At 39.6% G+C, this 23,618-nt stretch carries 20 protein-coding genes; 8 read left to right on the plus strand and 12 right to left on the minus strand.

All coding sequences use genetic code 11. The features are described 5' to 3' along the window. Positions 1–4 precede the first annotated feature (4 nt). From nuoK to AC27H3_RS14130, 12 genes are all read right to left on the minus strand, one after another. Complete coding sequence (nuoK, locus tag AC27H3_RS14075; protein ID WP_085301791.1) at positions 5–313, minus strand: NADH-quinone oxidoreductase subunit NuoK; 309 nt, start codon at positions 311–313, stop codon at positions 5–7. Further along, positions 310–840 carry an NADH-quinone oxidoreductase subunit J gene (gene nuoJ, locus AC27H3_RS14080; RefSeq protein ID WP_487107144.1) on the minus strand — a complete coding sequence of 177 codons (531 nt, stop codon included), beginning with the start codon at positions 838–840 and terminating at the stop codon, positions 310–312. Before nuoJ ends, nuoK begins: the two co-directional genes overlap by 4 nt. A gap of 54 nt (positions 841–894) precedes the next feature. Next, positions 895–1,440: an NADH-quinone oxidoreductase subunit NuoI gene (gene nuoI, locus AC27H3_RS14085; RefSeq protein WP_487107146.1), complete on the minus strand. Its 546-nt coding sequence runs from the start codon at positions 1,438–1,440 to the stop codon at positions 895–897. Positions 1,441–1,467: 27 nt separating this feature from the next. Continuing rightward, entirely contained in the window at positions 1,468–2,442 is a 975-nt protein-coding gene (gene nuoH, locus AC27H3_RS14090) for an NADH-quinone oxidoreductase subunit NuoH (protein ID WP_487107148.1), read from the minus strand. Further along, positions 2,432–5,497, minus strand: coding sequence for an NADH-quinone oxidoreductase subunit NuoG (nuoG, locus tag AC27H3_RS14095; protein WP_487107150.1), 3,066 nt, complete (start codon positions 5,495–5,497; stop codon positions 2,432–2,434). The genes nuoH and nuoG overlap by 11 nt, the downstream gene beginning before the upstream one ends. A 1-nt stretch (position 5,498) precedes the next feature. Beyond that, entirely contained in the window at positions 5,499–6,899 is a 1,401-nt protein-coding gene (nuoF, locus tag AC27H3_RS14100) for an NADH-quinone oxidoreductase subunit NuoF (RefSeq protein WP_487107152.1), read from the minus strand. After that, positions 6,892–7,416, minus strand: a complete 525-nt coding sequence (gene nuoE / locus AC27H3_RS14105; protein ID WP_085301783.1) for an NADH-quinone oxidoreductase subunit NuoE — start codon at positions 7,414–7,416, stop codon at positions 6,892–6,894. Before nuoE ends, nuoF begins: the two co-directional genes overlap by 8 nt. 94 nt (positions 7,417–7,510) lie before the next feature. Then, entirely contained in the window at positions 7,511–9,310 is a 1,800-nt protein-coding gene (nuoC, locus tag AC27H3_RS14110; RefSeq protein WP_487107154.1) for an NADH-quinone oxidoreductase subunit C/D, read from the minus strand. Positions 9,311–9,415: 105 nt separating this feature from the next. Further along, on the minus strand, positions 9,416–10,006 hold the full coding sequence (locus AC27H3_RS14115) for a NuoB/complex I 20 kDa subunit family protein (RefSeq protein WP_487107187.1): 591 nt from the start codon (positions 10,004–10,006) through the stop codon (positions 9,416–9,418). A 47-nt stretch (positions 10,007–10,053) separates the two neighbouring features. Further along, positions 10,054–10,542, minus strand: a complete 489-nt coding sequence (ndhC, locus tag AC27H3_RS14120) for an NADH-quinone oxidoreductase subunit A (RefSeq protein WP_487107156.1) — start codon at positions 10,540–10,542, stop codon at positions 10,054–10,056. A gap of 460 nt (positions 10,543–11,002) precedes the next feature. Further along, positions 11,003–13,393: an AAA family ATPase gene (locus tag AC27H3_RS14125; protein WP_487107157.1), complete on the minus strand. Its 2,391-nt coding sequence runs from the start codon at positions 13,391–13,393 to the stop codon at positions 11,003–11,005. A gap of 161 nt (positions 13,394–13,554) precedes the next feature. Further along, positions 13,555–14,040, minus strand: coding sequence for a zinc ribbon-containing protein (locus AC27H3_RS14130; RefSeq protein ID WP_487107158.1), 486 nt, complete (start codon positions 14,038–14,040; stop codon positions 13,555–13,557). 302 nt (positions 14,041–14,342) lie between these two features. Between AC27H3_RS14130 and leuS the strand changes: the two genes are divergently transcribed. The 8 genes from leuS (at position 14,343) to rodA (ending at position 23,610) form a co-directional block, all read left to right on the plus strand. Further along, complete coding sequence (gene leuS / locus AC27H3_RS14135; protein ID WP_487107159.1) at positions 14,343–16,934, plus strand: leucine--tRNA ligase; 2,592 nt, start codon at positions 14,343–14,345, stop codon at positions 16,932–16,934. Between the two features lie 150 nt (positions 16,935–17,084). Next, positions 17,085–17,576 (plus strand): LPS assembly lipoprotein LptE, encoded by a 492-nt coding sequence (locus tag AC27H3_RS14140; protein ID WP_085302359.1) that lies wholly within the window; start codon positions 17,085–17,087, stop codon positions 17,574–17,576. A 9-nt stretch (positions 17,577–17,585) separates the two neighbouring features. After that, the gene (holA, locus tag AC27H3_RS14145; RefSeq protein ID WP_487107161.1) at positions 17,586–18,629 is read left to right on the plus strand and encodes a DNA polymerase III subunit delta; all 1,044 of its coding nucleotides are present in this window, start codon (positions 17,586–17,588) and stop codon (positions 18,627–18,629) included. Continuing rightward, the gene (gene nadD, locus AC27H3_RS14150; protein ID WP_487107163.1) at positions 18,616–19,275 is read left to right on the plus strand and encodes a nicotinate-nucleotide adenylyltransferase; all 660 of its coding nucleotides are present in this window, start codon (positions 18,616–18,618) and stop codon (positions 19,273–19,275) included. The genes holA and nadD overlap by 14 nt, the downstream gene beginning before the upstream one ends. A 437-nt stretch (positions 19,276–19,712) precedes the next feature. Then, positions 19,713–20,030 carry a ribosome silencing factor gene (gene rsfS, locus AC27H3_RS14155; RefSeq protein ID WP_487107164.1) on the plus strand — a complete coding sequence of 106 codons (318 nt, stop codon included), beginning with the start codon at positions 19,713–19,715 and terminating at the stop codon, positions 20,028–20,030. An 11-nt stretch (positions 20,031–20,041) separates the two neighbouring features. After that, positions 20,042–20,512, plus strand: a complete 471-nt coding sequence (rlmH, locus tag AC27H3_RS14160) for a 23S rRNA (pseudouridine(1915)-N(3))-methyltransferase RlmH (RefSeq protein WP_085301767.1) — start codon at positions 20,042–20,044, stop codon at positions 20,510–20,512. 3 nt (positions 20,513–20,515) lie between these two features. After that, positions 20,516–22,495 (plus strand): penicillin-binding protein 2, encoded by a 1,980-nt coding sequence (gene mrdA, locus AC27H3_RS14165; protein ID WP_487107166.1) that lies wholly within the window; start codon positions 20,516–20,518, stop codon positions 22,493–22,495. Next, positions 22,495–23,610 carry a rod shape-determining protein RodA gene (gene rodA, locus AC27H3_RS14170; protein WP_487107168.1) on the plus strand — a complete coding sequence of 372 codons (1,116 nt, stop codon included), beginning with the start codon at positions 22,495–22,497 and terminating at the stop codon, positions 23,608–23,610. The genes mrdA and rodA overlap by 1 nt, the downstream gene beginning before the upstream one ends. Positions 23,611–23,618: the final 8 nt, after the last annotated feature.

The following is a 23,618-nucleotide window of genomic DNA, read 5'->3' on the forward strand; positions in this document are numbered from 1 at the left end:
TGCGTTACCCCTTCATCTGATTTAACAAATCAATATCTAAGGAGCGATATTTATTTTGCATACGAATTAACAACGCCAACCCTACTGCTACTTCTGCCGCGGCAAGCGTAAGAATAAGTACAAACATCACTTGGCCGTCAGCTTGCTGCCAAACGCTACCTGCACCAATAAATGCAACACCTACCGCGTTTAACATTACTTCTAAACTCATCAGCATAAAAAGCGTATTCTTTCTGGCTACTACCCCGACAAAACCAATCAAAAATAGTAAGCTAGACAAAATAAGCACATGGAACAAAGGAATGGTGGTCATAACTCTCCCCCTGTAACATCAGGTTTTGCATAGTGATAACCTGCTAACAATCCAGATAACAGCAAAAACGAGGCAATTTCGACAGCAAGCAGATAAGGCCCATACAACATAATACCTACCGCCTTTGAACTAATAACATTGGCTTGCAGGCTTTGTTGCATTTCAGCATTATTAATAATAACGACAATTTCGCCTAATAACGCGGCTGCTAAAATCATGGCACCAATCATGTTCGCTAAGCTCTTACTTTTAGGTGCATTTTTTGTTTCATCTACCCCTAAGCCAAACATCAACACCGCGAATACAAACAGTACTAATATAGCCCCAGCATAAACAATAACTTCTAAGCCTGCGGCAAAGGGCGCGCCCATTAAATAGAAGCAAACAGCGACGGCCAATAGCGACACCACCAAATAAAGCAAGGCATGAACCGTATTATTGCCAGTGACCACTTTTAAACTTGCAATAACGGCGACTAAACCCGCAAAGTAAAATAAGCCCTCAATTGATGCTACGTTTGCAAACATAGTGCTTCTCCTTGACCAATTTATGGCTAACCCGATGCAGCGAATTACGATAACTCATGGCATTAATCCTTTAATATCAATTGGCGGCCGTTCTTGCTCTGCCTGACCTTTGTTTTTACCTGCAATAGCAATACCTGACTGCTGGTAAAAGCTATAGTCGTGATACTTACCCGGGCCGTTAATTAATAAATGTTCTTTTTCATAAACTAGGTTTTGTCGGTCATATTCGGCTAACTCCACATCGGGTGTTAATTGAATAGCATAGGTAGGGCAAGCTTCTTCGCAAAAACCACACAAAATACACCGTGAAAAGTTAATACGAAAAAAGTCAGCGCGTTTACGACCGTCATCATCAATAACTTGTTGTAACGCAATACAATCAACCGGGCAGGCTACGGCGCACAAGTTACATGCAACACAGCGCTCTTCACCATCAGGGTCGCGAGTAAGTACAATTCGTCCGCGATATCTCGGCGCTAAATAAGGTTTTTCTTCCGGGTATTGCACCGTATCGGCTTTAGTAAAGGTGTGTTTTAGTACTAACCACATAGTTCGAAATTGACTAAACATGCTCACTCCCGCTGATTTTAAGCTTAACAATGATAACTGGTAAAAATTTCAGCATAGTTATAGTACTCCCGTTAAGCGCAGCACTGCGGTAACTAACAAGTTTAGTAACGCTAGCGGCAACATTACTACCCAGCCAAACTTTAACAGTTGATCAAATCTAGGGCGTGGCAGAGAAGTTCTTAAAAGAATAAAAAACATCACAAAAAACATAATTTTGATAATGAACCAAAGCAATGGAGGCAACCAAGAAGCAAGCGGCTCTGGCATTAACCAGCCGCCGAAAAAAAGCACTACTGACATGGCTGAGATCAAGGTTACGCCTAAGTATTCACCTAAAAAGAAAAGCGCAAACTTTAAACCAGAATATTCAGTATGAAAGCCCGCAGTTAACTCAGTTTCTGCTTCAGGTAAGTCGAAGGGTAAACGATGACTTTCAGCAATACCCGCCACTAAAAAAATAAAGAAACCAACAAATTGTGATTGAATTAGCCAGCCATCAGTTTGTGCTAAAACAATTTCACGTAAATTAAAACTACCCGTCAGTAGCACGACTCCCATCAGCGATAGGCCCATGAATACTTCATAACTTACTGTTTGCGCTGCGGCGCGCATTCCCCCTAGTAAAGCATATTTTGAGTTTGACGCCCAACCAGCCAACACCACGCTATAAACAGCAAGGGAAGCCATAGCAAGAAAAAACAATAAGCCAATATTTAAATCTGACACACCAATGCTGGGAGAAAAAGGCACAACGGCAAAGCTCATTAATACGCACATCGCCCCAATTATAGGTGCTAAAACAAAGACTAAACGATCACTAAAAGGTGGGATCCAGTCTTCTTTGCCAAGAATTTTTAATAAATCCGCAAGCGATTGTAAAACCCCAAAAGGCCCTACACGGTTAGGCCCATGACGGTCTTGCCAAATGCCGATCATTCTCCGTTCAACCCAAACTAGCATTGCCGCAATAGGAATAAGCAAGGCGATGATGATGGTTATTTCAAACAATTTCCATAACATATCAGCCATCATTGAGCCCCCCTGAGAATAAGCGTATAGGGATGGTTTGGTCTTGCACTTTCAACTTAGCTAATATCGCTTTTTTACTTTGCTTAGCCTGCATAATGTTGTCGTTAAACTGCAATAAATAATCAATAACTTCTTGCTCACTGGCTAAAGTAATCGACATTGCAACAGGCGATAACAAGGGCTGACATAGAGCAAAATTTCCAAACACTAAATTATCAGGTAAGTTATTTACAATATTGACTTGGCTAATAACGCTTTGACTGATCAATTGCATTTTTGTATTTGTCAGCGAAAAACTAGCATGACACCATTGGCCCTTTTGCACTCCCGCTTGCTCAGCAATATCTGCATTGATATAAATTTTATGACTTTGTGCCTGCATTTGAAATTCAGGGGTTAGTGCAGCTTGCCAGTCACTAAAATAAACATGCTTTTGCTGCACATAAGTCACCAGAGCAGGCATATTAGTGCTTTTTTCTGTGCTGCTTTCTGCACTTTGAGAAAAGCTTGACTGACTTTGTTCAGGTAATTTCCAATGTGGATTGTTAGTTATTGTCTTCGGTATAGAGATAAATACCGCGCTTTTATGATTGATTAACTGGCCATTAATTTCATCTTGAAATTGACTGATCGCTTGATTCGAATTCCATCCTGGTGCCCAAGCAAAAGGCATATCACTGTTTTTTCCTACTGAGCTCCCTTCCATTGAAAAGCTAAAATTGTCATCAGTTTTCTGAGTGGTTTTTGCTTCATGGACACTAATATTCGCCATTTGTGCTGTGCGTCCACTCGCCCTATGGCTCACTCTCGCAGTGGCTTTTTCTGCCGTTTTTTCAGCGTTATCATCAGATTCGATCTGCAATTTTGACCATTGCGGATAAGTATCGATAAAAAATTGATGTAACTGCATTAATGATTGGCATTTGGTGTTTTTAGCCACCGATTGTAACCACTGCTGTGTATTTAGTTCTGTAGCATCACTGGCTATTTTTATACCGACAATATCGGCAATATTATCTAACCAACGCCAGCTTTCTTGAATTGGCAGTACGGGGGGATGGACTTGAACAAATTTCTGCGCTCTGCCTTGGTAGTTAACATAGTGTCCGTCACCTTCACTGACCGCGGCAACCGGTAACACAATATCAGCGATAGTTGATAAACGGTGTTCTGAATGATCCAGCACAATAAGGCTTTGCGCAGATGAGCGTAACTTCGCAATTTGTGCGTTAGACAGCGTTGCCAATTCTTGCTCAAGTAAAATAAGCCCTTGATAGGCTTTGCTTGGCTCATTAAGCTGCGCTAAAACTTGCTCTATTGACAAAGATTGTGCATCTAAAACCGACAATAACCCCACACTATTACTGTTTGGCGGCACAATTATTAACTGCGGCACTGTTATTTCTTTTTGCTGTTTAAGCGCAGACATAACATCTGCAACACTCGCTAATAATTCAGCAGAAACAGCGCTAGTGCCTGAAATAAGTAGTGGATTTTTTGCTTTACGCAATGCTTTATACACCGATGCAATAAAACCCCGCTCCAAACGACTTAACTGACTTTGTTCAGCTAAATTATTCAGTACTTTATGTAATGATTTTTCGTTACTTATGTTTTCATTACTTATATTTTCATTATTTATACTTTCAATGCTGCCATGTTTTAACAGTTGGGCTAAAACAGCTAAACACCTAGATATTTGCGCTACAGGTAAGAGCATGGCTTGTTCGGCAACATCATCGAGTTTAGTGGTAGTTGATTGTAGAGAAAATAAAGGTGATAGTAATTTACCGCCGATGTTGCGCACCGCACTATCTTGCCAAGAGGGAATGCCTATTTTTGCTGCTTTAGTATTTGCGGCATTACGCAGTGCTTGTCTTACTGACAACGCCATTCTTGGCGCTGTTTGACTTATATCTTCTGAAATTATAAAAACAAAATCACTCTGCTCAATTTCAGTTAAGCTAGGTGGCTTATTTGCTGTTAATAGTTGCGCGTGTTGCGCTGCTATCTTCATCTCTTCATCGTTATAGCCAGGGCTAAAATATTCGGCGCCAACGATATTTTTCAAATAAAAATTAGCTTCTAAAGAGGCGCGAGCAGAGCCAATACCAATAAATTGTTTTTGTCTAAAATGTGAAAAAGCTTTTGCTACATCTAATTTCGTCAAGGCAACCGGTGATTGCTGAGCTATACCGCTAGTTTGCCTAATTCGCTGTTCACCATTAACAAAACCGATACCATAACGGCCACGATCACAGAGAAAATAGCCGTTAATATCGGGGTTATAACGATTCATCACGCGTCGAACTGAACCATAACGCTCACCAATACTTAAGTTACAACCTACTGAACAATGACTACAAACGGATGGCGCTGATTGTAAGTCCCATTTGCGGGTATAGTGCGAAGAGAACACTTTATTGGTAAAAACACCTGTAGGACAAACTTCAACTAAATTACCGCTAAATTCACTTTCTAATGCACCATCAGTTTGACGACCAAAATACACTTGGTTTTTTGAACCGTAAACACCAAAATCTTTGCCGCCTGCATAATCATTATAAAACCTTGTACAACGATAACAGGTTATACATCGGTTCATTTCGTGGCCCACTAACTCACCTAAATATTGGTTATTAAAGGTGCGCTTTGTGCCTTGATACTCCCTTACACTATGGCCTGTCATTACGGTCATATCTTGTAAATGGCACTCGCCGCCTTCAGCACATACCGGGCAGTCGTGTGGGTGATTCGTCATCATTGCCGCAATCACTTGTTCGCGAAACTCACTTGCTGCTTTATTTTTAATGCTGATCCGCATACCGTCAGTTACTGGAGTAATGCAAGCCATAACAATACGGCCCCGTTGGTCCGCCTCATCTTGAAATTGCGTTACCGCGCACTGGCGACAAGCCCCTACTGACCCCATGGAGGGATGCCAACAAAAGTAAGGTAAATTTAATTTTTCAGACAGCACACCTGCTAGCAAATTATCGTCAGGGTTGAGTTGATAAGGCACATCATCAATGAAAATCGTCACTTTATTTTCACTCATATTATTGCCCTGCCTTATGTGAATTGGGGGATATAGGTGCATTAGAGACTTGCGTTAAATGATTTTGTGCTACATGTGTTCTTTTTGCGCTCATCGAGGGATTATAGTGACAACAGCCGTGTTCAATATGTTGAAGGAAATCGTCATGAAAATATTTTAAAGCACTTCTTAGCGGCTCAACGGCGCCTGGAGCTAATGCACAATGGGTTTTTCCTATCCACATAAAATCGCACAGCTGAGCTAAGGCGTCTAAGTCGGCAATGTTGCCTTGTCCATTTTCAATTCGGTTAAGTATTTCAACAGCCCATGGAGTACCATCTCGACATGGTGTGCACCACCCACAAGACTCTTGAGCAAAAAATCGCATTAAATTTAACACCATAGCTACCGGACAGTTTTTATCGTCTAACACGATTAAGCCACCAGTGCCTAAGCGGCTGCCAACTTTAGCAATAGAGTCAAAGTCCATCGGGGTATCTAAATGCTCTTCAACGAGAAAGTCAGTCGATGCACCACCAGGCAATAAACCTTTGAAGTTTAATCCGTCTTGCATGCCGCCCGCATAATCGTAAAGCACTTCACGTAAGCTTGGTCCCATGGGTAATTCCCATAAACCTGGTTTTTTTACGCGACCACAAGCACCATAAATTTTACTGCCCGCATCACTATTAGGGGATATAGCCTGAAACCATTCGATACCATTTTTTAATATGTGCGGTAAATTACACAATGTTTCTACATTATTGACTATGGTCGGTTTGCCAAATAGACCACTAACCTGCGGAAATGGTGGCTTTGCTCGTGGTGTTGCACGCTTGCCCTCAAGTGCATTAATTAATGCGGTTTCTTCACCACAAATGTAACGACCAGCACTGCAATGCACATATAAGTCCAAAGTAAATTGCTTGCCTTGAATTTTTTCACCAAGCCAATTGTTTTGATAAGCTTCGTTAATCGCATGTTGTAAACGTTTGGCGGCTAAATGGTATTCTCCACGTAAAAAGATATAAGCTTTATTGGCACCTATGGTATAGGCTGCAATTATCATTGCTTCAACAAGTTGATGCGGCACACCTTCAAGTAATAAGCGGTCTTTAAAGGTGCCGGGCTCCATTTCATCGGCATTGGCCACTAAATACTTATTATCAGGCGCATCTTCATCATCGGCTTCAAACATCGGCACAAAACTCCATTTCATGCCGGTAGGAAAACCTGCCCCGCCGCGCCCTTTTAAACCTGAGTTTTTAACAATGTCTAAAACCTCTTTTGGAGATTGTTGTAGCGCAGCTATAGCTCCCATATAGCCGCCAGCTTGGCAATAATCATCGAACGACAATGGCTGTTGTAAATTCACCCAATGGGTTAAAGGTTTAAGGTGATTGTTGTTAGGGTGCTCAAGCATTATCGCCTCCCGTTACCGAGAGTTTTTGTAAAATATCAATCGCGCTTTCTGGGCTTAAATGTTGATAATGTTTGGTGCCAATCATCATCGCAGGCGCTTTATCACAACTGCCCAAACACGCATTAGAAAGTAAGGTAAATTTTCCGTCGGTCGTTGTTTGTCCATAATCTATATTTAAGTATTGTTTAATAGCAGCAAGTACAGAGTCGAGCCCCGTTAAATGACAAGCAATGCTATCGCATAAATGAATAACGTTTTCCCCAACAGGCTGTCGGTAAATTAAATTATAAAAAGTAGCTACGCCTTCTAATTGAGCAACAGGAATGGCCAGTAAATCACTAATCGCATATAGGCTTTCATCACTGATCCAGCCGCGCTGTTCTTGCACCACTTTAAGCGCTTCAATACCAGCAGCTTCTCGTGTTTCCATAATACTGGCCTCATGCTCAATGGTCGCAATTTCAAGTGCGGTTAAATAATGTTGATAATCAATTGTCGTTATGTCGATTGTTTCCATCACTATCTCTTTATTTGCTTATGCGGTTGCTTTCTCAGTACCATTTATCTTTACTTTCTACTATTCGCTCGCTTTCATTAATCTTTATTAACTTTTATCGATCAACATCTGCCATGACATAATCAACACTGCCTAAGGTCGCAATAAGATCAGCTACCATTTGCCCTTTGCTGATTAATGGCAACATTTGTAAATGAGGAAAACTCGGCGTGCGAATTCGCGTGCGATAACTCATGGTGCTGCCATCGCTGATCAAGTGATAAGCCATAATGCCTTTGGTTGCCTCCACACTTACCGACACTTCACCTGCTGGAATAACAGGTCCCCATGAAACATTCAGGAAATGTGGTATTAAAGTGTCAATATCTCGCATAGTGCGATCTTTTAATGGTGGTGTTGTTTGTGGATGCTCAGATTTATAAGGACCTTCAGGCATGTTGTTTAAACATTGTTCTATAATACGTATGCTTTGACGCATTTCTTCGACACGCACTCGACATCGGTCATAACAGTCACCGTTTTGGCCCAGTGGCACTTCAAAATCAAATTGATCATAGCCGCCGTAAGGTCTTTGTTTGCGTAAATCCCACGAAAATCCTGTCGCTCTTAAGCCCGGCCCTGTTACTCCCCAAGCAATTGCTTCTTGAGTTGAATAAGCGCCAATGCCAATCGTACGTTGTTTTAAAATGGAGTTTTGCATAACCATTTTTTCATATTCATCTAGACGCTTGGGCAAGTAGTTAACATAATCTCGCACTAGGCTCTCCCAACCTTTTGGTAAATCTTGTGCAACACCACCAATACGAAACCAACTTGGATGCATACGAGCGCCAGTAAACGCTTCAATAATGCCAAAAAGTTTTTCTCGGTCGATAAACATATAAAATATCGGCGAAAGTGCACCAAGATCTTGTGCAAAGGTACCGTAAAATAATAAATGACTGAGAATACGAAACATTTCAGCGGTCATAATACGAATAACTTTCGCGCGATCAGGCACGGTTATGCCAGCTAGTTTTTCAACCGCCATTACATAGGGAAAATTGTTCATTACGCCGCCCAGGTAATCAATGCGGTCGGTATAAGGAATATAACTATGCCAAGATTGTCGTTCGCCCATTTTTTCAGCGCCACGATGGTGATAACCAATATCGGGCACACAATCGACAATTTCTTCGCCTTCCATTTGCAACACGATTCTAAAAGCACCATGCACACTTGGGTGATTAGGTCCCAAGTTCAAGAACATAAAATCACTGTCTTTGCTTTGTCGCTTCATACCCCAAGCTTCTGGGTTAAATTGCAACGCAGCTTGCTCTTTATCTTGTTGGTAAGGAGGTAATGTAAAAGGATCCATTTCAGTCGCACGCGCAGGATGGTTTTTTAGTAATGGGTGACCTTGCCAAGTGAGTGGCATTAAAATGCGCGTTAAATATGGATGGTTTTCAAAAATAATACCAAACATATCCCATACTTCTCGTTCATACCAATTAGCATTTGGCCAAAATCGGCAAACACTTTCTAAGGTTTTTTCATGAGAATTTAAGGCAACTTTTAGGCGAATATCTTGGTTACGTTGATAAGATCGTAAATGATAGCTCACAGTAAAAGCTTGTGAAAATGAAGCGCAATGTTCGCGCTCACTTTCATCGATGGCGGTAATATCAAAACACATGTCAAATGGCTGTACTAAGTCATGCTTTAACACTTGCATCAGTTTACTTAATTGGTGTTTATCTACCCAAAATGTAGGTATATCATCAACAATGTTTTCGATAGCCGTAACAGGCTGTAGTTTTAGCTCGGGAGAAAGTAGAATAATTTCATCAAGCAAAGGAATAGCTTGCAACATTTGCCAGTCATTACTCGCTTTAATATTTACTTGAGTTGCCATTAACTTCCCTTAAATCGCTATTTTATTATTGTATTTTTTTGTCTTCTTACTTCATTTAATATTTTGATTACGTGTATAGCTATTACTTGGTTTTAACATTAAAAATTAAATATGATCTGGGGGATCTAAGTTTGTCACTTTAATCCGCTCATGGTGTTTAATATCTCTCAAAGACGGTTTGCCTATTTCACTAGCATTTTGCTCACCAACCCTCCAGCTTAAGGGCCTTGGTTGGTGTTCTATTTTAGTTTGCAACAACAATAAAGCCTCCAATAATGCTTCAGGGCGCGGCGGACAGCCGGGAACATAAACATCAACAGGAATAAATTTATCGACGCCTTGCACCACACTATAAATATCGTACATACCACCAGAATTGGCACATGAGCCCATAGAAATTATCCAACGAGGTTCTAATAACTGTTCGTATAAATGCTGAATAACTGGCGCCATTTTTCGAAAACAGGTACCTGAAATAACCATTAAATCAGCTTGTCTTGGTGTGGCGCGTATAACTTCAGCGCCAAAGCGGGCGATATCGTGTCTAGAAGTAAAACTCGTTGCCATTTCCACATAGCAGCAACTTAAACCAAAGTTAAACGGCCAAATTGAATTTTTACGGCCCCAATTCACCATGTCATCGAGTCGGGCAAAAAGTACATTACGCTTAAGATCTGCCTCAGAAACGTTCTTCATTACTGACATTTCTTCATCTAGCTTTGCTTTCGTTAGCGACCATTCCATTATGGCTGTCCTTCTTTTTTCTCAAAGATAGTTTCATCAAAAAGTCGTTGTTTATCCGACTGCGTTTGAACACCTTGTATGCGTTTAAGTTGGCTAGCTCTAAAGGGTTGATGTCGGCGAGTTAATTCTAAGGCGCCAATACGAATCAAATAGATTAATGCCGCTAATAGTACAGTAATAAAAATACTCGCCTCGATAAAACCAGGCCAGCCGATTTCATCAAAAGCAATAACCCACGCAAAAAGATAGATGGTTTCTAAATCAAAAATGACAAAAAATATCGCATATAAAAAGAAATGATTAGTAAAGCGGGTTTTGTTGTTTGAAACGGAAATAATACCAGACTCATAAGGCGTATTTTTCGCTCTTTGCTTGCTTTTTGGACCAAGAAAATGCGATAGCAGCATCATAACAATGAGCATGCCAGCCAAGATAATAAAGTAAGCCGCAATCGGCCAAACTTGTGTTATTTGATCAGATATTTCCACAAAGCTTCTCCACATATTTCAGTGTTACTTAATTCAGAAGCTGTTAACAACTAAGTAGAAAGACATTAAATGTCAGTGAGGTAGGTTATTTCCTTACCTTATAAGGAGTTAGTTATCGCCCTTGATAAACTTGACTCGCTGCATTTACTTATTATTGTTGTTATGGGTATTAGCAATTTTAGCTAACTTTCTCTCATTATTTAGGGTAATGAGCTAGCACCTTTAATTAAGTATCAATAGGCTCAATTTACATAATTAACTTTTGCATAAATACTTTGCAAAAGATCAGTACGAAAAATGTTGCCGATAAATTCATTATAGAAAAGAATTTGATTTATGCTTATTTTTTAATCAATTATTGATATTTAAAATATTAAGGATTATATGAAAAGCAATAAACACGGCGCTTGCCGTGTTTATTTAACGTGAAAAGTTTTAAGCTGTTATGCGTTATTAATGATTATTCTTCAGCACCATTGAGTAAGTCAGAAAAAGCAGATAATTTATCAAGCACCATTCCGTGTATCGATTTTCTTGGGTATCGGCCTGTACGAGTAATTTCTCCTGCAGGGTGTGACATTAAAATTTCTATCGCTTGATCAATGTTTTCCACTGCATATATCGCAAACTGCTCATTTGCTACTGCCTGAATAACTTCAGGGGCTAACATTAAATTAATGGTGTTAGTTTTAGGGATAATAACCCCTTGTTTTCCGGTTAAACCTTTATCTTTACAGAGGCGATAAAAGCCTTCAATTTTTTCATTTACACCACCAATTGACTGCACTTCGCCATGCTGATTCATTGAACCTGTTATGGCAATACCTTGATTTATTGGCAGTTTAGCGATAGCAGAAATCAAGGCACATAACTCGGCCATCGAAGCGCTATCGCCGTCGATATGGCCATAAGACTGCTCAATAGCAATATTGGCGGAAATAGTTACTGGAAATTCTTGGCCATATTTATGCCCTAAATAACCGGTTAAAATTAAAACGCCTTTAGAGTGGATGGATTTACCTAAGTCCACTTCACGTTCAATGTCAGTTACGCCTTCGCTGCCGGCATAAACGGTTGAAGTTATACGCGCAGGCGTGCCAAAAACACTATCGCCAATCTCTAGCACGGTTAAGCCATTTATTCGCCCTATTCTTTCACCTTCGGTATCAATAAGTAATTGGCGCTCTTTTATTTCCTCTAACCAAGTTTCGCTCATGCGGCCTGTTCTGCGTTGTTTGGCGGCTAATGCCATCGTGACATGTTTACCACACAAACCATTTTTAGCATCAGACAACTTCCACAAATAATAAGCTTCGTCTAATAAGTCGTTAACTTGCACAATATTGGCGGAAATTTTATGCTGATGTTCTGCACGTCTTAGCGCGTATTTTACTAATTCTAAAACCGCTTCATCGCTTACTTCGGGGTAATTATTACGGTGGGCTCGTTGGCGAATTAAATTAGCATAATCATTTAAGTTAGCCTGACTTTTATCTAAATGGCGGTCAAAGTCAGCCAATACTCTAAACAACTCAGTAAATTCTTGATCATAATCTTGTAGCATGTAATAAATTTCTGGGTCTCCCAATAAAATGACTTTTACTTTTAATGGGATTTTCTCAGGTTGTAAGCTAAACGCTCCTGGTTGCGCATATTCTAAATGTGGATTTTCAATGGTAATTTGCTGTGTTTTTAGCGCTAGCTTTAAGCGTGCCCAAACCAAAGGTTGTGTTAATAATTTATCAGCCTCGAGTAATAAGTAGCCGCCATTGGCTTTATGCAAAGCACCCGGTCTTATAAGACGATAGCTTGTATAACTAGCACCTTGAAAACTGCCAAAATCAACATGACCAAATAGGTTTTGAAAGGTTGGGTTTTGCTCATAAATAACCGGTGCGCCCTCGCCTACATTTCGGGTAACTAGTAAATTAGGTAAAAAGCGCTCAACCATCAACTTACGCATGTCTTTGTCATTGGGCACTTCATTGCTTTCATCCACCAATAACTCTAAAACAGCGTCAACAACATGTGTTTTTACTTTGGCTAAATATTTTTGCACACCAATATTACTGGCAAACTCTAACTCCAATTCGGCTAGAAAAGGCTGAATACTTTGTGCTGCTGTTTCATGCTTAAGTTTACGTAATTTATCAGATGAAATACGTTTCCATTGCGGCAACTCAATAAGCTTTTCAGACAAAATATCTTCAAGTTTAGCTAATAAAACATAAAAATCGGCGCGTTTAGGCTCATTTAATTCTGCAAATTCTTTATCATTTAGTGGCTTACCTGCCACTAAAGGTGAAAAGCCAATTTCACCATTTTCTTCAAAAAGTACCACGTCATTTTTTAATGCTGTTTCTTCAACTTCCGTAATAGCTTGATCATATTTTTGGTTGAACTCGCGATCGATCGCCGCTTTTTGTCTTTGGTAACCTGGGTTATCAAATATTTCAGGGAATAAATCCATTAACTCATCAATAAATGTATTCATTCGAGTAAGTAATTGCTTACCATCACCGGGACTTACATATAGATTATGGGGTGAATTAGGATCATCAAAATTGTTGATATAACACCATTCATCAGGTGTTGGTTCTTTGCTGGCGGTTGCTGCTAACATTTGTTTAATAAGCGTTTGACGACCCGTACCATGTTCACCCATAGCATAAACATTAAAACCGGGAGCATCCATTGACAAGCCGAACGTTAAGGCTTCTTTAGCCCTTTCGTGACCAATAAATACCTGTTCTATTTCAGCCGTAGGTGTTGCATTCGCAAATTGCTTAACCGTTAGATCTGCAGTTAATTGGTGAGGTTTAAGGCGCGTGTTGGTTGACACATTTGTCATAGAAAATCTCTTGAGGTGCAAGTTTAATAGCCTGTAAAGTTATACTCAGCGAAATGTTTTTTAATCCGATAAGTAAAGCTACAGCTTCATTAAATATAGTGTACAGCGACATGCCTATTAACAGCAAAAACATTATTAATAACTTGCTGAAAAAGTTGCTTTTATGGGGTTAAACTTATGCGATTAAAATCTTTACCGCCGCAAGCAAGGCAATCGGCAACCATATTGGCGTGGCTGTAAGTAACACAATGTTGGCATGCTTGACATTGCAATTGGCCAAAGCCAACAAAATCACCAGTATGGTAGCCATCTTGATGCTGGAAATCATCCATTAATTCAGACCACTCGACTTGTGATTTATCGGTTATCTTTGCCAAGTTATTCCAAAGACTTTCATTCAGTATATCTAAATAAACTGAATGCTTAATGTCTGCTTGGTATTGCTGGTAAAAGTCACTTAAATCATATTTTAGATTACTTATGAACTGCTTAACTTGCTGCTCAGGGATTTGTTCAGCTGCAATTAGTATCAATTTAGCTTGCTCAATTAACTCAACGATTGAGCGCACTTCTTTATCGCTTGTTTCTGAAAGCCAAGCCTGGATGTTCTGATAAACATCTTGCACACGAGATTGTTCTTTTTTCATAACGCCTCCGTCATTTAGTGCTTATTTTTAGTATAATTATTAACGTGATAAAAGCCACTATTAACCACACTAACATTAACTTAACAGACATTATTTTGGCTTTTTCGCGACTCTGTTAGCTTTAAAATGAAAAATCTGCAGCATTAACCTGCTTTAACTTGTCGCAATGGCTAGAGATAAGGTATCCTATCGGGATTATTTTTATCGCTAAAACCTATCCTTAAAATAACAAATTTTATCAACATAAATTTGCCAATAAAGCCGGTTGAAGCACTTACTTTACGCGTGTTTGAGAAATCTTAATGGAATCCATTTACAATCCCCAATCAATTGAAGCCGACGTTCAGAAGTTTTGGACTGATAACAACACTTTTAAAGCTGAAGAGATCCCAGGAAAAGAAAAGTTTTATTGCTTGGCAATGTTTCCATATCCAAGTGGCCGACTCCACATGGGCCACGTGCGTAACTACAGCTTAGGTGATGTAATTTCTCGCTACCAACGTATGCAAGGCAAAAATGTAATGCAACCTATGGGTTGGGACGCTTTTGGTTTACCTGCTGAAAATGCTGCGATAAAAAACAACTCTGCGCCAGCAAAATGGACTTATGAAAACATTGATTACATGCGTAACCAATTAAAGTCTCTGGGTTTTGGTTACGACTGGAACCGCGAATTAGCAACCTGTAAAAAAGATTACTACCGTTGGGAACAATGGTTTTTCACTCAGCTTTATGAAAAAGGCTTAGTGTACAAAAAGAATGCCACAGTAAACTGGGATCCGGTAGATCAAACCGTATTAGCAAATGAACAAGTTATTGATGGCCGTGGTTGGCGTTCAGGCGCGCTAGTTGAGCGTAAAGAGATTCCACAGTGGTTTATTAAAATTACTGACTACGCAGAAGAGTTGATTAATGATTTAGACCAATTAACCGATTGGCCTGAACAAGTTAAAACTATGCAACGTAACTGGATTGGACGCTCTGAAGGCGTTGAAATGACTTTCCAAGTTGCCGACTCAACAGAAAGCTTCGACATATACACTACCCGCCCAGATACCTTAATGGGTGTTACGTATGTTGCACTAGCAGCTCAACATCCATTAGCGTTAGCAGCGGCTGAAAACAATACTGAGCTTGCAGAGTTCATAGAGAGTTGTAAAACCAATAAATCTACTGAAGCCGACATGGCAACAATGGAGAAAAAAGGTGTTGATACCGGCCTAAAAGCTATTCATCCAATTAGTGGTGATATTGTTCCCGTTTGGGCAGCAAACTTTGTATTAATGGATTATGGCTCAGGTGCGGTTATGTCAGTACCAGGTCATGACCAACGTGACTGGGAGTTCGCCACTAAATATGGTTTGCCAATTAAACAAGTTATCGCTGGTTCAGAAAGCGATGACGTAACTAAAGCTGCAATTTTAGAAAAAAATATTCTCGTTAATTCAGGTGAGTTTGACGGTTTGAATTTTGAGGAAGGCTTTAAAGCTATTTCTGATAAATTAATCAGCGAAAATAAAGGTAAAGTTACCGTTAATTATCGTTTGCGCGATTGGGGGGTATCTCGACAACGCTATTGGGGTACACCTATTCCGATGATGCATCTGGCTAATGGTGAGTCTGTGCCTGTACCTGCAGACCAATTACCTGTAGAGCTACCTGAAGATGTAATCATGAACGGTGTAACATCGCCGATTAAAGATAATCCAGAATGGGCAAAAACTACCTATAACGGCGAAGAAGCATTTCGTGAAACCGACACTTTTGATACCTTCATGGAATCATCATGGTATTACGCACGTTACTGTTCACCAAACGACGATACACAAATGTTAGACCCAGCTAAAGCCAATTACTGGCTACCTGTTGATCAATACATTGGTGGTATTGAACATGCTATTTTACATTTACTTTATGCGCGTTTTTTCCATAAATTACTTCGCGATGCTGGTCTAGTTACGTCTGACGAACCGTTTAAAAAGTTACTGTGTCAAGGCATGGTTTTAGCTGATACATACTATCGTGAAGCCGATAATGGTGGACAAGACTGGATTGCCCCATCTGATGTTGATGTAGAGCGAGATGAAAAAGGCCAAGTAACGGCTGCTGTAAGCAAAGTAGATGGCAAACCGGTTATTTCTGCTGGCATGAGCAAAATGTCTAAATCTAAAAATAACGGTATTGACCCTCAAGAAGTTATCAACCTTTATGGTGCTGATACCGTAAGATTATTCATTATGTTTACTTCTCCACCAGAGCAAACATTAGAATGGTCTGACTCAGGTGTGGAAGGCGCACATCGCTTCTTAAAGCGTGTTTGGAAATTAACTTACGACTTTACACAAGCGGCAGAAGTTTCTGCAACGGCACCCAATATCGCTGGTTTAACGTTAACGTCTGCACAAAAATTATTACGCCGCGAGTTACACAAAACCATTACTAAAGTTACTGATGATATTGGTCGCCGTAATACCTTCAACACCGCTATTGCTGCGATTATGGAATTAATGAATCACTTAGGTAAAGCCAGTATTGCCAGTGAAGAAGACCGCGTAGTAATGCATGAAGCCATTCGCGCAGTAGTGTTAATGTTAACGCCCATTGTGCCTCATCTTAGCCATCATTTATGGTCGATGATTGGCGATGGTAACCCAGTTGAAAATACCGCATGGCCCATCGTTGACGACAGTGCTTTAGTTGAAGATGAAAAGCTAATAATCGTACAAGTTAACGGTAAACTGCGTGCTAAAATTACCGTTTCAGCTGATGCAAGCAAAGAAGCTGTTGAAGAAATAGGTTTTAACGATGAAAATGTTAGCAAATTTATTGAAGGTAAAACTGTCCGTAAAGTTATTTATGTTCCGGGCAAGCTACTCAACATTGTTGCTAACTAAATTACACGCTTGCTAATGTGTTAATCATTAAGTAAATAAATTAATGATTAACAATGTTACCAACAATTATCAGTACATAATGCTGTTTTGAGTTATGTACTGATAACGTTTTTTCCATTAAAAAGTGAACACTTTATGAAGCAAATGATCATGAACCGTATAAGTAAACTACTCTCATTAAGCTTAATTTTAGCGCTAATTACGGGTTGTGGTTTTCAATTGCGTGGAAATTATTTATTAGCTCCTGAATTACAAACTATAGCCTTTAGTTCGGTTGACCAATACGGTGAACTTACCCGTTTAGTTAAGCAGCATTTAACGATAAACAATGTAAATTTAGTGCAAAAAAGCGATGACGCTATTCCACAAATGCGCATGTTGCAAGACAACTTAGACAGAAGAACGCTTTCGGTTTTTCCAAATGGCCAAGTTGCTGAATACGAACTTATCTATACCGTTCGTTATCAAATCTTAATCCCAGGACAAGATATTCAAAACTTTCGCTTTGAGCTGAACCGAGACTATCAAGATGATCCTGATATTGCCCTCGCCAAAAGTCGTGAGTTATCGTTAATGCTTAGAGAAATGCGTACAGAAGCGGCTAATAAAATCTTACGTGATATGGCTAGTATCCAGCTGTAGGTAAATGACATGCGCATTTATCACAATCAACTCGACAACACACTAAACCAAGGTTTCAAACCGATATGGTTGGTGTTTGGTGATGAGTTATGGCAAAAAAACGATGCATTAGAAAAAATTAAACAGCACGCGAAAAAGCAAGGTTTCAGCGAAATAATACGCTTTAGTATTGACGATAAATTTGATTGGGACGAACTTTTTCAAGAGTACCAGTCAATGAGCTTGTTTTCGCCATTACGTATTATTGAAATTGAATTCACATCAGGGAAAATTGGTGATAATGGTGCAAAAGGTATTGCACAGTTACTCGCTATGTTACATCAAGACATTCAATTAATATTTTATGGTCCAAAACTTGATGCTGCAACACAAAAACGTAAATGGTTTAAATCTCTAGAGGCTGCCGGCTGCTTTGTACCTTTATACGACGTAGAAGGTAAGCAATTAAAACAATGGCTTAATAATCAAGCACGGCAATTACAGCTTACGCTAGCACCTGATGTTATTGATTTAATGGCCGAGCTATTTGAAGGTAACCTCCCGGCATTAGCGCAAGAATTACAAAAACTATCAATATTGTTCGCTCATCAAACCGTAACTTTTGAAGACGCTGAAACGCTTTTCATTAAACAAGCGAGATTTAGCCCCTTTCAACTGATTGACACCATGCTTATTGGCGATCTAAAAAAATGTTTTAAAATTTTAGATCAAATGCAGCACGACGGTAGCGCCTTTGGCCAATTAGTTTGGGTTGTACATAAAGAAATAAGCCAACTTTATGCAATGTTAGAACAAATAAAGCAAGGCAGCAGTATCAACGATATTTTTAAACAATATCGCATATGGGAAAAGAAAAAACCTTTATATCAACATGCTTTAAAGCACATTACTTTAAGCAATGCTGAACAAGCGCTAGCGAGGCTAGCACAGGTCGATTTACTGAGTAAAACCAGTAGCGATTTTAACGAATTTATTTTGCTCAGTGATGTTTTTATTAGCTTATTTCATAGTGAGTTAAGTCAGGGTTACAGTTTAGATTATGAATATAGCTAAACAATCGGCGCCAAAGCTTATCGCGTTACTCGGCGGAACTTTTGATCCTATTCATTTTGGTCATATTTTACCTGCACAAGAAACCGCAAAATGGCTAAACGCTGAACAGTTATTTTTAATTCCCGCTCATATTCCCCCTCATAAGCTTGGCACCCATGCCAACGTAAAACATCGTGCAAACATGGTATTGCTGGCCTGTAATACCGACCCAGTTTTCCACCTAGATAATCGTGAACTTAATCGACAAAGCCGCTCTTATACTCTTGATACTTTAAAAGAAATAAAAGCTGAGCAACCCGAGGCAGATTTATACTTTATTATGGGGATGGACTCTCTGCTCACATTTACAACCTGGCATGGCTGGCAAGACATTTTAACCCTATGTAATTTGGTGGTTAATATTCGCCCTGGTTATAATCATCAATCACTAGAAACGTTACTTGCACCGGAATTGAAAGATCGTCTAATTTACAATCTGGTAGAAATACAGCCTCAAAAAACAGGACTGATCTTGATACATGAGAGCCAAGCTGTAAATGTTTCATCAACCGAAATTAGAGCAAAAATTAAATCGGGCATGGACTATCGCCAAGACTTACCCAAACAGGTTTATGATTATATAAAACAACATAAGCTTTATAACTAACCTGAACTCTGGATAAGCAGCACTTGCTCAACCCTCCCTTTTAACCCATTATCTGCGTTAAAACGTCGATAAATAGCGCGCTATTCATAAGCGTTTTGCCTTGCAAATGGCATAAAATGAAGCATTGATGGTATCTATTCGTGATGTTCACCTTGCTATAGCATTTACTTTGCCACCTAAGTTTTTGATTCACTTGAGTATCAAGTACTCATTATCCAGAGTTCAGGTTAACTAAAATATTAACTAAGTGTTTAGCCTTCCTCTTAAATGGCCAAGCTTTCTAGATATTGGCACTATTTAAGACTACTTTTAGTTCCTTCATAGCGAAATAAATCCATTGTTGTGTAAAAAACATGCTTACAACAACATTAGATGGTTAACTGACAAACAAATTAATGTTATTATCGCCGATTATTGCTAATTATAGAGATCCCACTTTGCAAAGTTCAGAACTAATTACTTTTGTTACCGAAAAAATAGAAGATATGAAAGGCCGAGATATCGTCACTTTAGATGTATCTAAAAAGTCAGGTTTCACAGACTACATGTTAGTTTGCTCAGGTAACTCAAAACGTCACGTTATTTCCATTGCTCAATCACTTGTTATTGAATCTCGCGCTGCCGGTGTTGAAGCGTTAGGTGTTGAAGGAAATGATATTGGTGAATGGTCTTTAGTTGATTTAGGTGATGTAATTGTTCACGTGATGACTGATGAAATTCGCGATCGTTATCAACTAGAACAACTTTGGGAATAATCTAAACAACAATGCGCATTACCTTATATGCTGTTGGTAATAAAATGCCGGCATGGGTTAGCCAAGGCTTCAACGAATATTGTCGCCGATTCCCACGTGATATGAGCTTCCATTTAGTCGAAATACCGCCCGGTAAACGTGGAAAAAATGCCGATATTGCTCGTATTCTTGAAAAAGAAGGTGAGCAAACTCTAGCAGCCATTCCAAAAGGTAATCGCATTGTAACGTTAGAAGTTGAAGGTAAACCTTGGACAACGCCTCAGCTTGCTAAACAACTTGATCGTTGGCATGTTGATAGCAGAGATGTTGCTTTGCTTGTCGGTGGCCCTGAAGGTTTAGCGCCAGCATGTATTGAAGCGTCTGAGCAAAAGTGGTCACTATCGCCACTGACATTACCACACCCTATGGTTAGAGTTATCGTAGCAGAAAGCCTTTATCGTGCTTGGTCAATTAATAACAACCACCCTTATCATAGAGAATAAATAATGGCTCGAAAAAAACGCGTAGCCATTAGAAACCATAGCGCTGAAGCCAATTTATTTGCACGCCGAACTTTTATTACCTTTATGGGCGTAATTGTATTATCTTTGCTGCTATTCAGTAATATTTATGATCTTGGCGTTAATTCTTATCAAAAATATCAAACTCGCTCTAACTCCAACCGCATTAAACTATTGCCTGTAGCACCCAACAGAGGCTTAATTTACGATAGAAATGGCGTATTACTCGCTGATAACACACCCGTTTACAGCTTAGAAGTGATCCCTGAGCAAGTAACAGATATTAAGCGTAGTTTAGCCGAGGTAGGTCTGCTTTTAGATATCAGCCAAGAAAAGCAAGACGAATTACTTAAAGCAGTAAAAAGCAAACGTCGCTTTAAGCCAATAGAACTTTACTCTCGATTAAGCGAACAGCAAGTGTCGTTATTTTCGGTTAATCAGCATAAATTCCCTGGTTTTTTTATTGATGCTCGTTTAAAGCGCTATTATCCGTTTGCAGATTTAACCACTCATTCCCTCGGTTATGTAGCTCGTATCAATGGTCGAGACTCGCTTGAGCTTGAAAAAAAAGGCTTAGCAGAAAACTACGCTGCTACTCGGAACATAGGTAAGCTAGGTTTAGAAAAATATTACCAAGACATTTTGCACGGAACTATTGGGCATCAAGAAGTTGAAATAAATAACTTAGGCCGTGTTATTCGAACATTAAATTTTACCCCGCCAATTCCAGGAAAAGACTTAACACTCACTTTAGACATTGAACTACAAATGATCGCAAAACGAGCGTTGTCTGGCAAGCGTGGCGCTATTGTCGCGATTGATCCTAGAGATGGTGGCGTACTGGCTATGTATTCAAATCCTAGTTTCGATGGCAACCTGTTTGTACATGGTATTAGTAGTAAAAAATATAAAAAACTCTTAGCGCCAGAAAGCAACAAGCCGCTACTAAATCGTGCCGTACAAGGTTATCCCCCCGCTTCTACCATTAAGCCATTACTTGCGCTTACCGGTTTAGACGATGGTATAATTACACCAGAAACAGAAATTTATGACCCTGGCTTTTATCAACTTCCCGGTATTGAAACGAAGCGCCGTGATTGGAAGAAATGGGGGCATGGCAAGGTCAACTTAACTAAATCGCTAGAACAATCTTGTAATGTTTATTACTACGATTTGGCTTATAAGCTTGGTATTACCAAAATTAGTAAAATGATGAGAAAGTTTGGTTTTGGTGATTACACTGGTATTGATCTTCATGAAGAAAGCCGTGCCATTATGCCAAGCATTGAATGGAAAAGAGAGCGTTACAATAAAGCTTGGTATACCGGAGAAACGTTGTCGGTAGGTATAGGACAAAGTTACTGGTCTGTTACTCCATTACAGTTATCACAAGCGATATCTATTTTAGTTAATAAAGGACAAATTAAAGTCCCGCATTTATTAAAATCGACCAGTGAAATTGTTATTGACGAAGAAGGGGTTGTAGCAGAAGCTCCTTTAGTTACCCAATATGTGGTTGATGAAAAAGCCCCCATTATTCTTAAAAATAATAAAAGCTGGGACGTAGTACTAGATGGCTTACACAACACAGTGCAAAAAGTTGGCGCAACCGGCTATAGCGCATTTAAAGGTAGTAAATATGACGCGGCCGGTAAAACCGGTTCAGCTCAAACGGCTAATATTGCACAAGATGAAGAATACGACGCCACTAAAGTAAAAGAAAGTAAGCGTGATAATGCTATGTTCATCGCCTTTGCCCCTTACGAAAACCCTGAGATTGTTGTTGCTGTAGCAATAGAAAATGTCGCTAAAGGCGGAGGGGGAACCAATGCGGCTCCTGTGGCTAGACAAATAATGGACCAATACTTTGGTGATCGAGAAATTGTCAGTAAAAAACCTCAAAAGCATAGTTTACACAACGATACTTATCATCAGCACATTGAAAATATAGCAGGTAATCCTTAGTGCGTAGTACCGGACACGATCAGCAAAGACCACGAACCTTCTGGCAACGATTACACATTGACTTACCCTTATTAAGCGGTATTTTAGCGTTAATGGCACTCGGATTATTTGTCGTTTATAGCGCGGGCGGACAAGAGTCGGCCGTATTAATAAGACACGCAAAACGAGTTGGTTTGGCGCTTCTTGCTATGTTTATAGTTGCGCAAATCCCCCCATTATCTTATAGAAAATGGGCGGTACCTGTGTTCGTTATTGGTTTAATGCTTTTAACCGCAGTATTACTGTTTGGTCATGTAGGCAAAGGCGCTCAACGTTGGCTAGACCTTGGTGTAACTAAGTTTCAACCTTCTGAAATAATGAAACTAGTAGTACCAATAATGATCGCATGGTATGTCAGCCAACATGACTTACCCATTAAAATGTCGAAAATAATAATCGCCTTTATTTTGGTACTTTTACCGACCTTACTTATCGCTAGACAACCTGATTTAGGCACATCTCTACTTATTGCTAGTTCTGGAATTTTTGTTATTTTCCTCGCTGGCGCTAGCTGGAAACTTATTGGTGCTTGCGTTGGCTTAGCTTCAGCATTCGCCCCTATTTTGTGGATGTTTTTGATGAAGCCTTATCAAAAACAACGTGTATTAACCTTTTTAAACCCAGAGCAAGATCCACTCGGCTCTGGTTATCACATCATTCAATCTAAGATAGCGATTGGCTCAGGTGGTATCGACGGTAAAGGTTGGTTACAAGGTACTCAATCTCAGCTAGAGTTTTTACCCGAGCGTCATACCGATTTTATCTTTGCCGTATTTAGCGAAGAGTTTGGCTTGATTGGTGTGGGCTTATTACTAACGGTATATTTAGCAATAGTTATGCGCGGCTTATGGATTGCGGTCAATGCTCAGCATGCATTTACTAAACTGCTAGCTGGCAGCTTAACCTTAACTTTCTTTGTTTATGTTTTTGTAAATATAGGCATGGTTTCAGGTTTATTGCCTGTGGTGGGCGTGCCTTTACCTTTGGTGAGTTATGGTGGTACTTCTATGGTGACATTAATGGCAGGATTTGGCATTCTAATGGCTGTTAGTACGCATAGACGCTTTAATAGTTAACGCAAAAT

This window comes from Colwellia sp. NW0002-52-1 (assembly GCF_057550865.1).

Excerpts from the sequence above, each read along its gene's own strand:
- nuoK (WP_085301791.1), bottom strand. The coding sequence starts at position 313 with ATGACCACCATTCCTTTGTTCCATGTGCTTATTTTGTCTAGCTTACTA.
- nuoJ (WP_487107144.1), bottom strand. The coding sequence starts at position 840 with ATGTTTGCAAACGTAGCATCAATTGAGGGCTTATTTTACTTTGCGGGT.
- nuoH (WP_487107148.1), bottom strand. The coding sequence starts at position 2,442 with ATGATGGCTGATATGTTATGGAAATTGTTTGAAATAACCATCATCATC.
- nuoG (WP_487107150.1), bottom strand. The coding sequence starts at position 5,497 with ATGAGTGAAAATAAAGTGACGATTTTCATTGATGATGTGCCTTATCAA.
- nuoF (WP_487107152.1), bottom strand. The coding sequence starts at position 6,899 with ATGCTTGAGCACCCTAACAACAATCACCTTAAACCTTTAACCCATTGG.
- nuoE (WP_085301783.1), bottom strand. The coding sequence starts at position 7,416 with ATGGAAACAATCGACATAACGACAATTGATTATCAACATTATTTAACC.
- nuoC (WP_487107154.1), bottom strand. The coding sequence starts at position 9,310 with ATGGCAACTCAAGTAAATATTAAAGCGAGTAATGACTGGCAAATGTTG.
- AC27H3_RS14115 (WP_487107187.1), bottom strand. The coding sequence starts at position 10,006 with ATGAAGAACGTTTCTGAGGCAGATCTTAAGCGTAATGTACTTTTTGCC.
- AC27H3_RS14125 (WP_487107157.1), bottom strand. The coding sequence starts at position 13,393 with ATGACAAATGTGTCAACCAACACGCGCCTTAAACCTCACCAATTAACT.
- AC27H3_RS14130 (WP_487107158.1), bottom strand. The coding sequence starts at position 14,040 with ATGAAAAAAGAACAATCTCGTGTGCAAGATGTTTATCAGAACATCCAG.
- leuS (WP_487107159.1), top strand. The coding sequence starts at position 14,343 with ATGGAATCCATTTACAATCCCCAATCAATTGAAGCCGACGTTCAGAAG.
- AC27H3_RS14140 (WP_085302359.1), top strand. The coding sequence starts at position 17,085 with ATGAACCGTATAAGTAAACTACTCTCATTAAGCTTAATTTTAGCGCTA.
- holA (WP_487107161.1), top strand. The coding sequence starts at position 17,586 with ATGCGCATTTATCACAATCAACTCGACAACACACTAAACCAAGGTTTC.
- nadD (WP_487107163.1), top strand. The coding sequence starts at position 18,616 with ATGAATATAGCTAAACAATCGGCGCCAAAGCTTATCGCGTTACTCGGC.
- rlmH (WP_085301767.1), top strand. The coding sequence starts at position 20,042 with ATGCGCATTACCTTATATGCTGTTGGTAATAAAATGCCGGCATGGGTT.
- mrdA (WP_487107166.1), top strand. The coding sequence starts at position 20,516 with ATGGCTCGAAAAAAACGCGTAGCCATTAGAAACCATAGCGCTGAAGCC.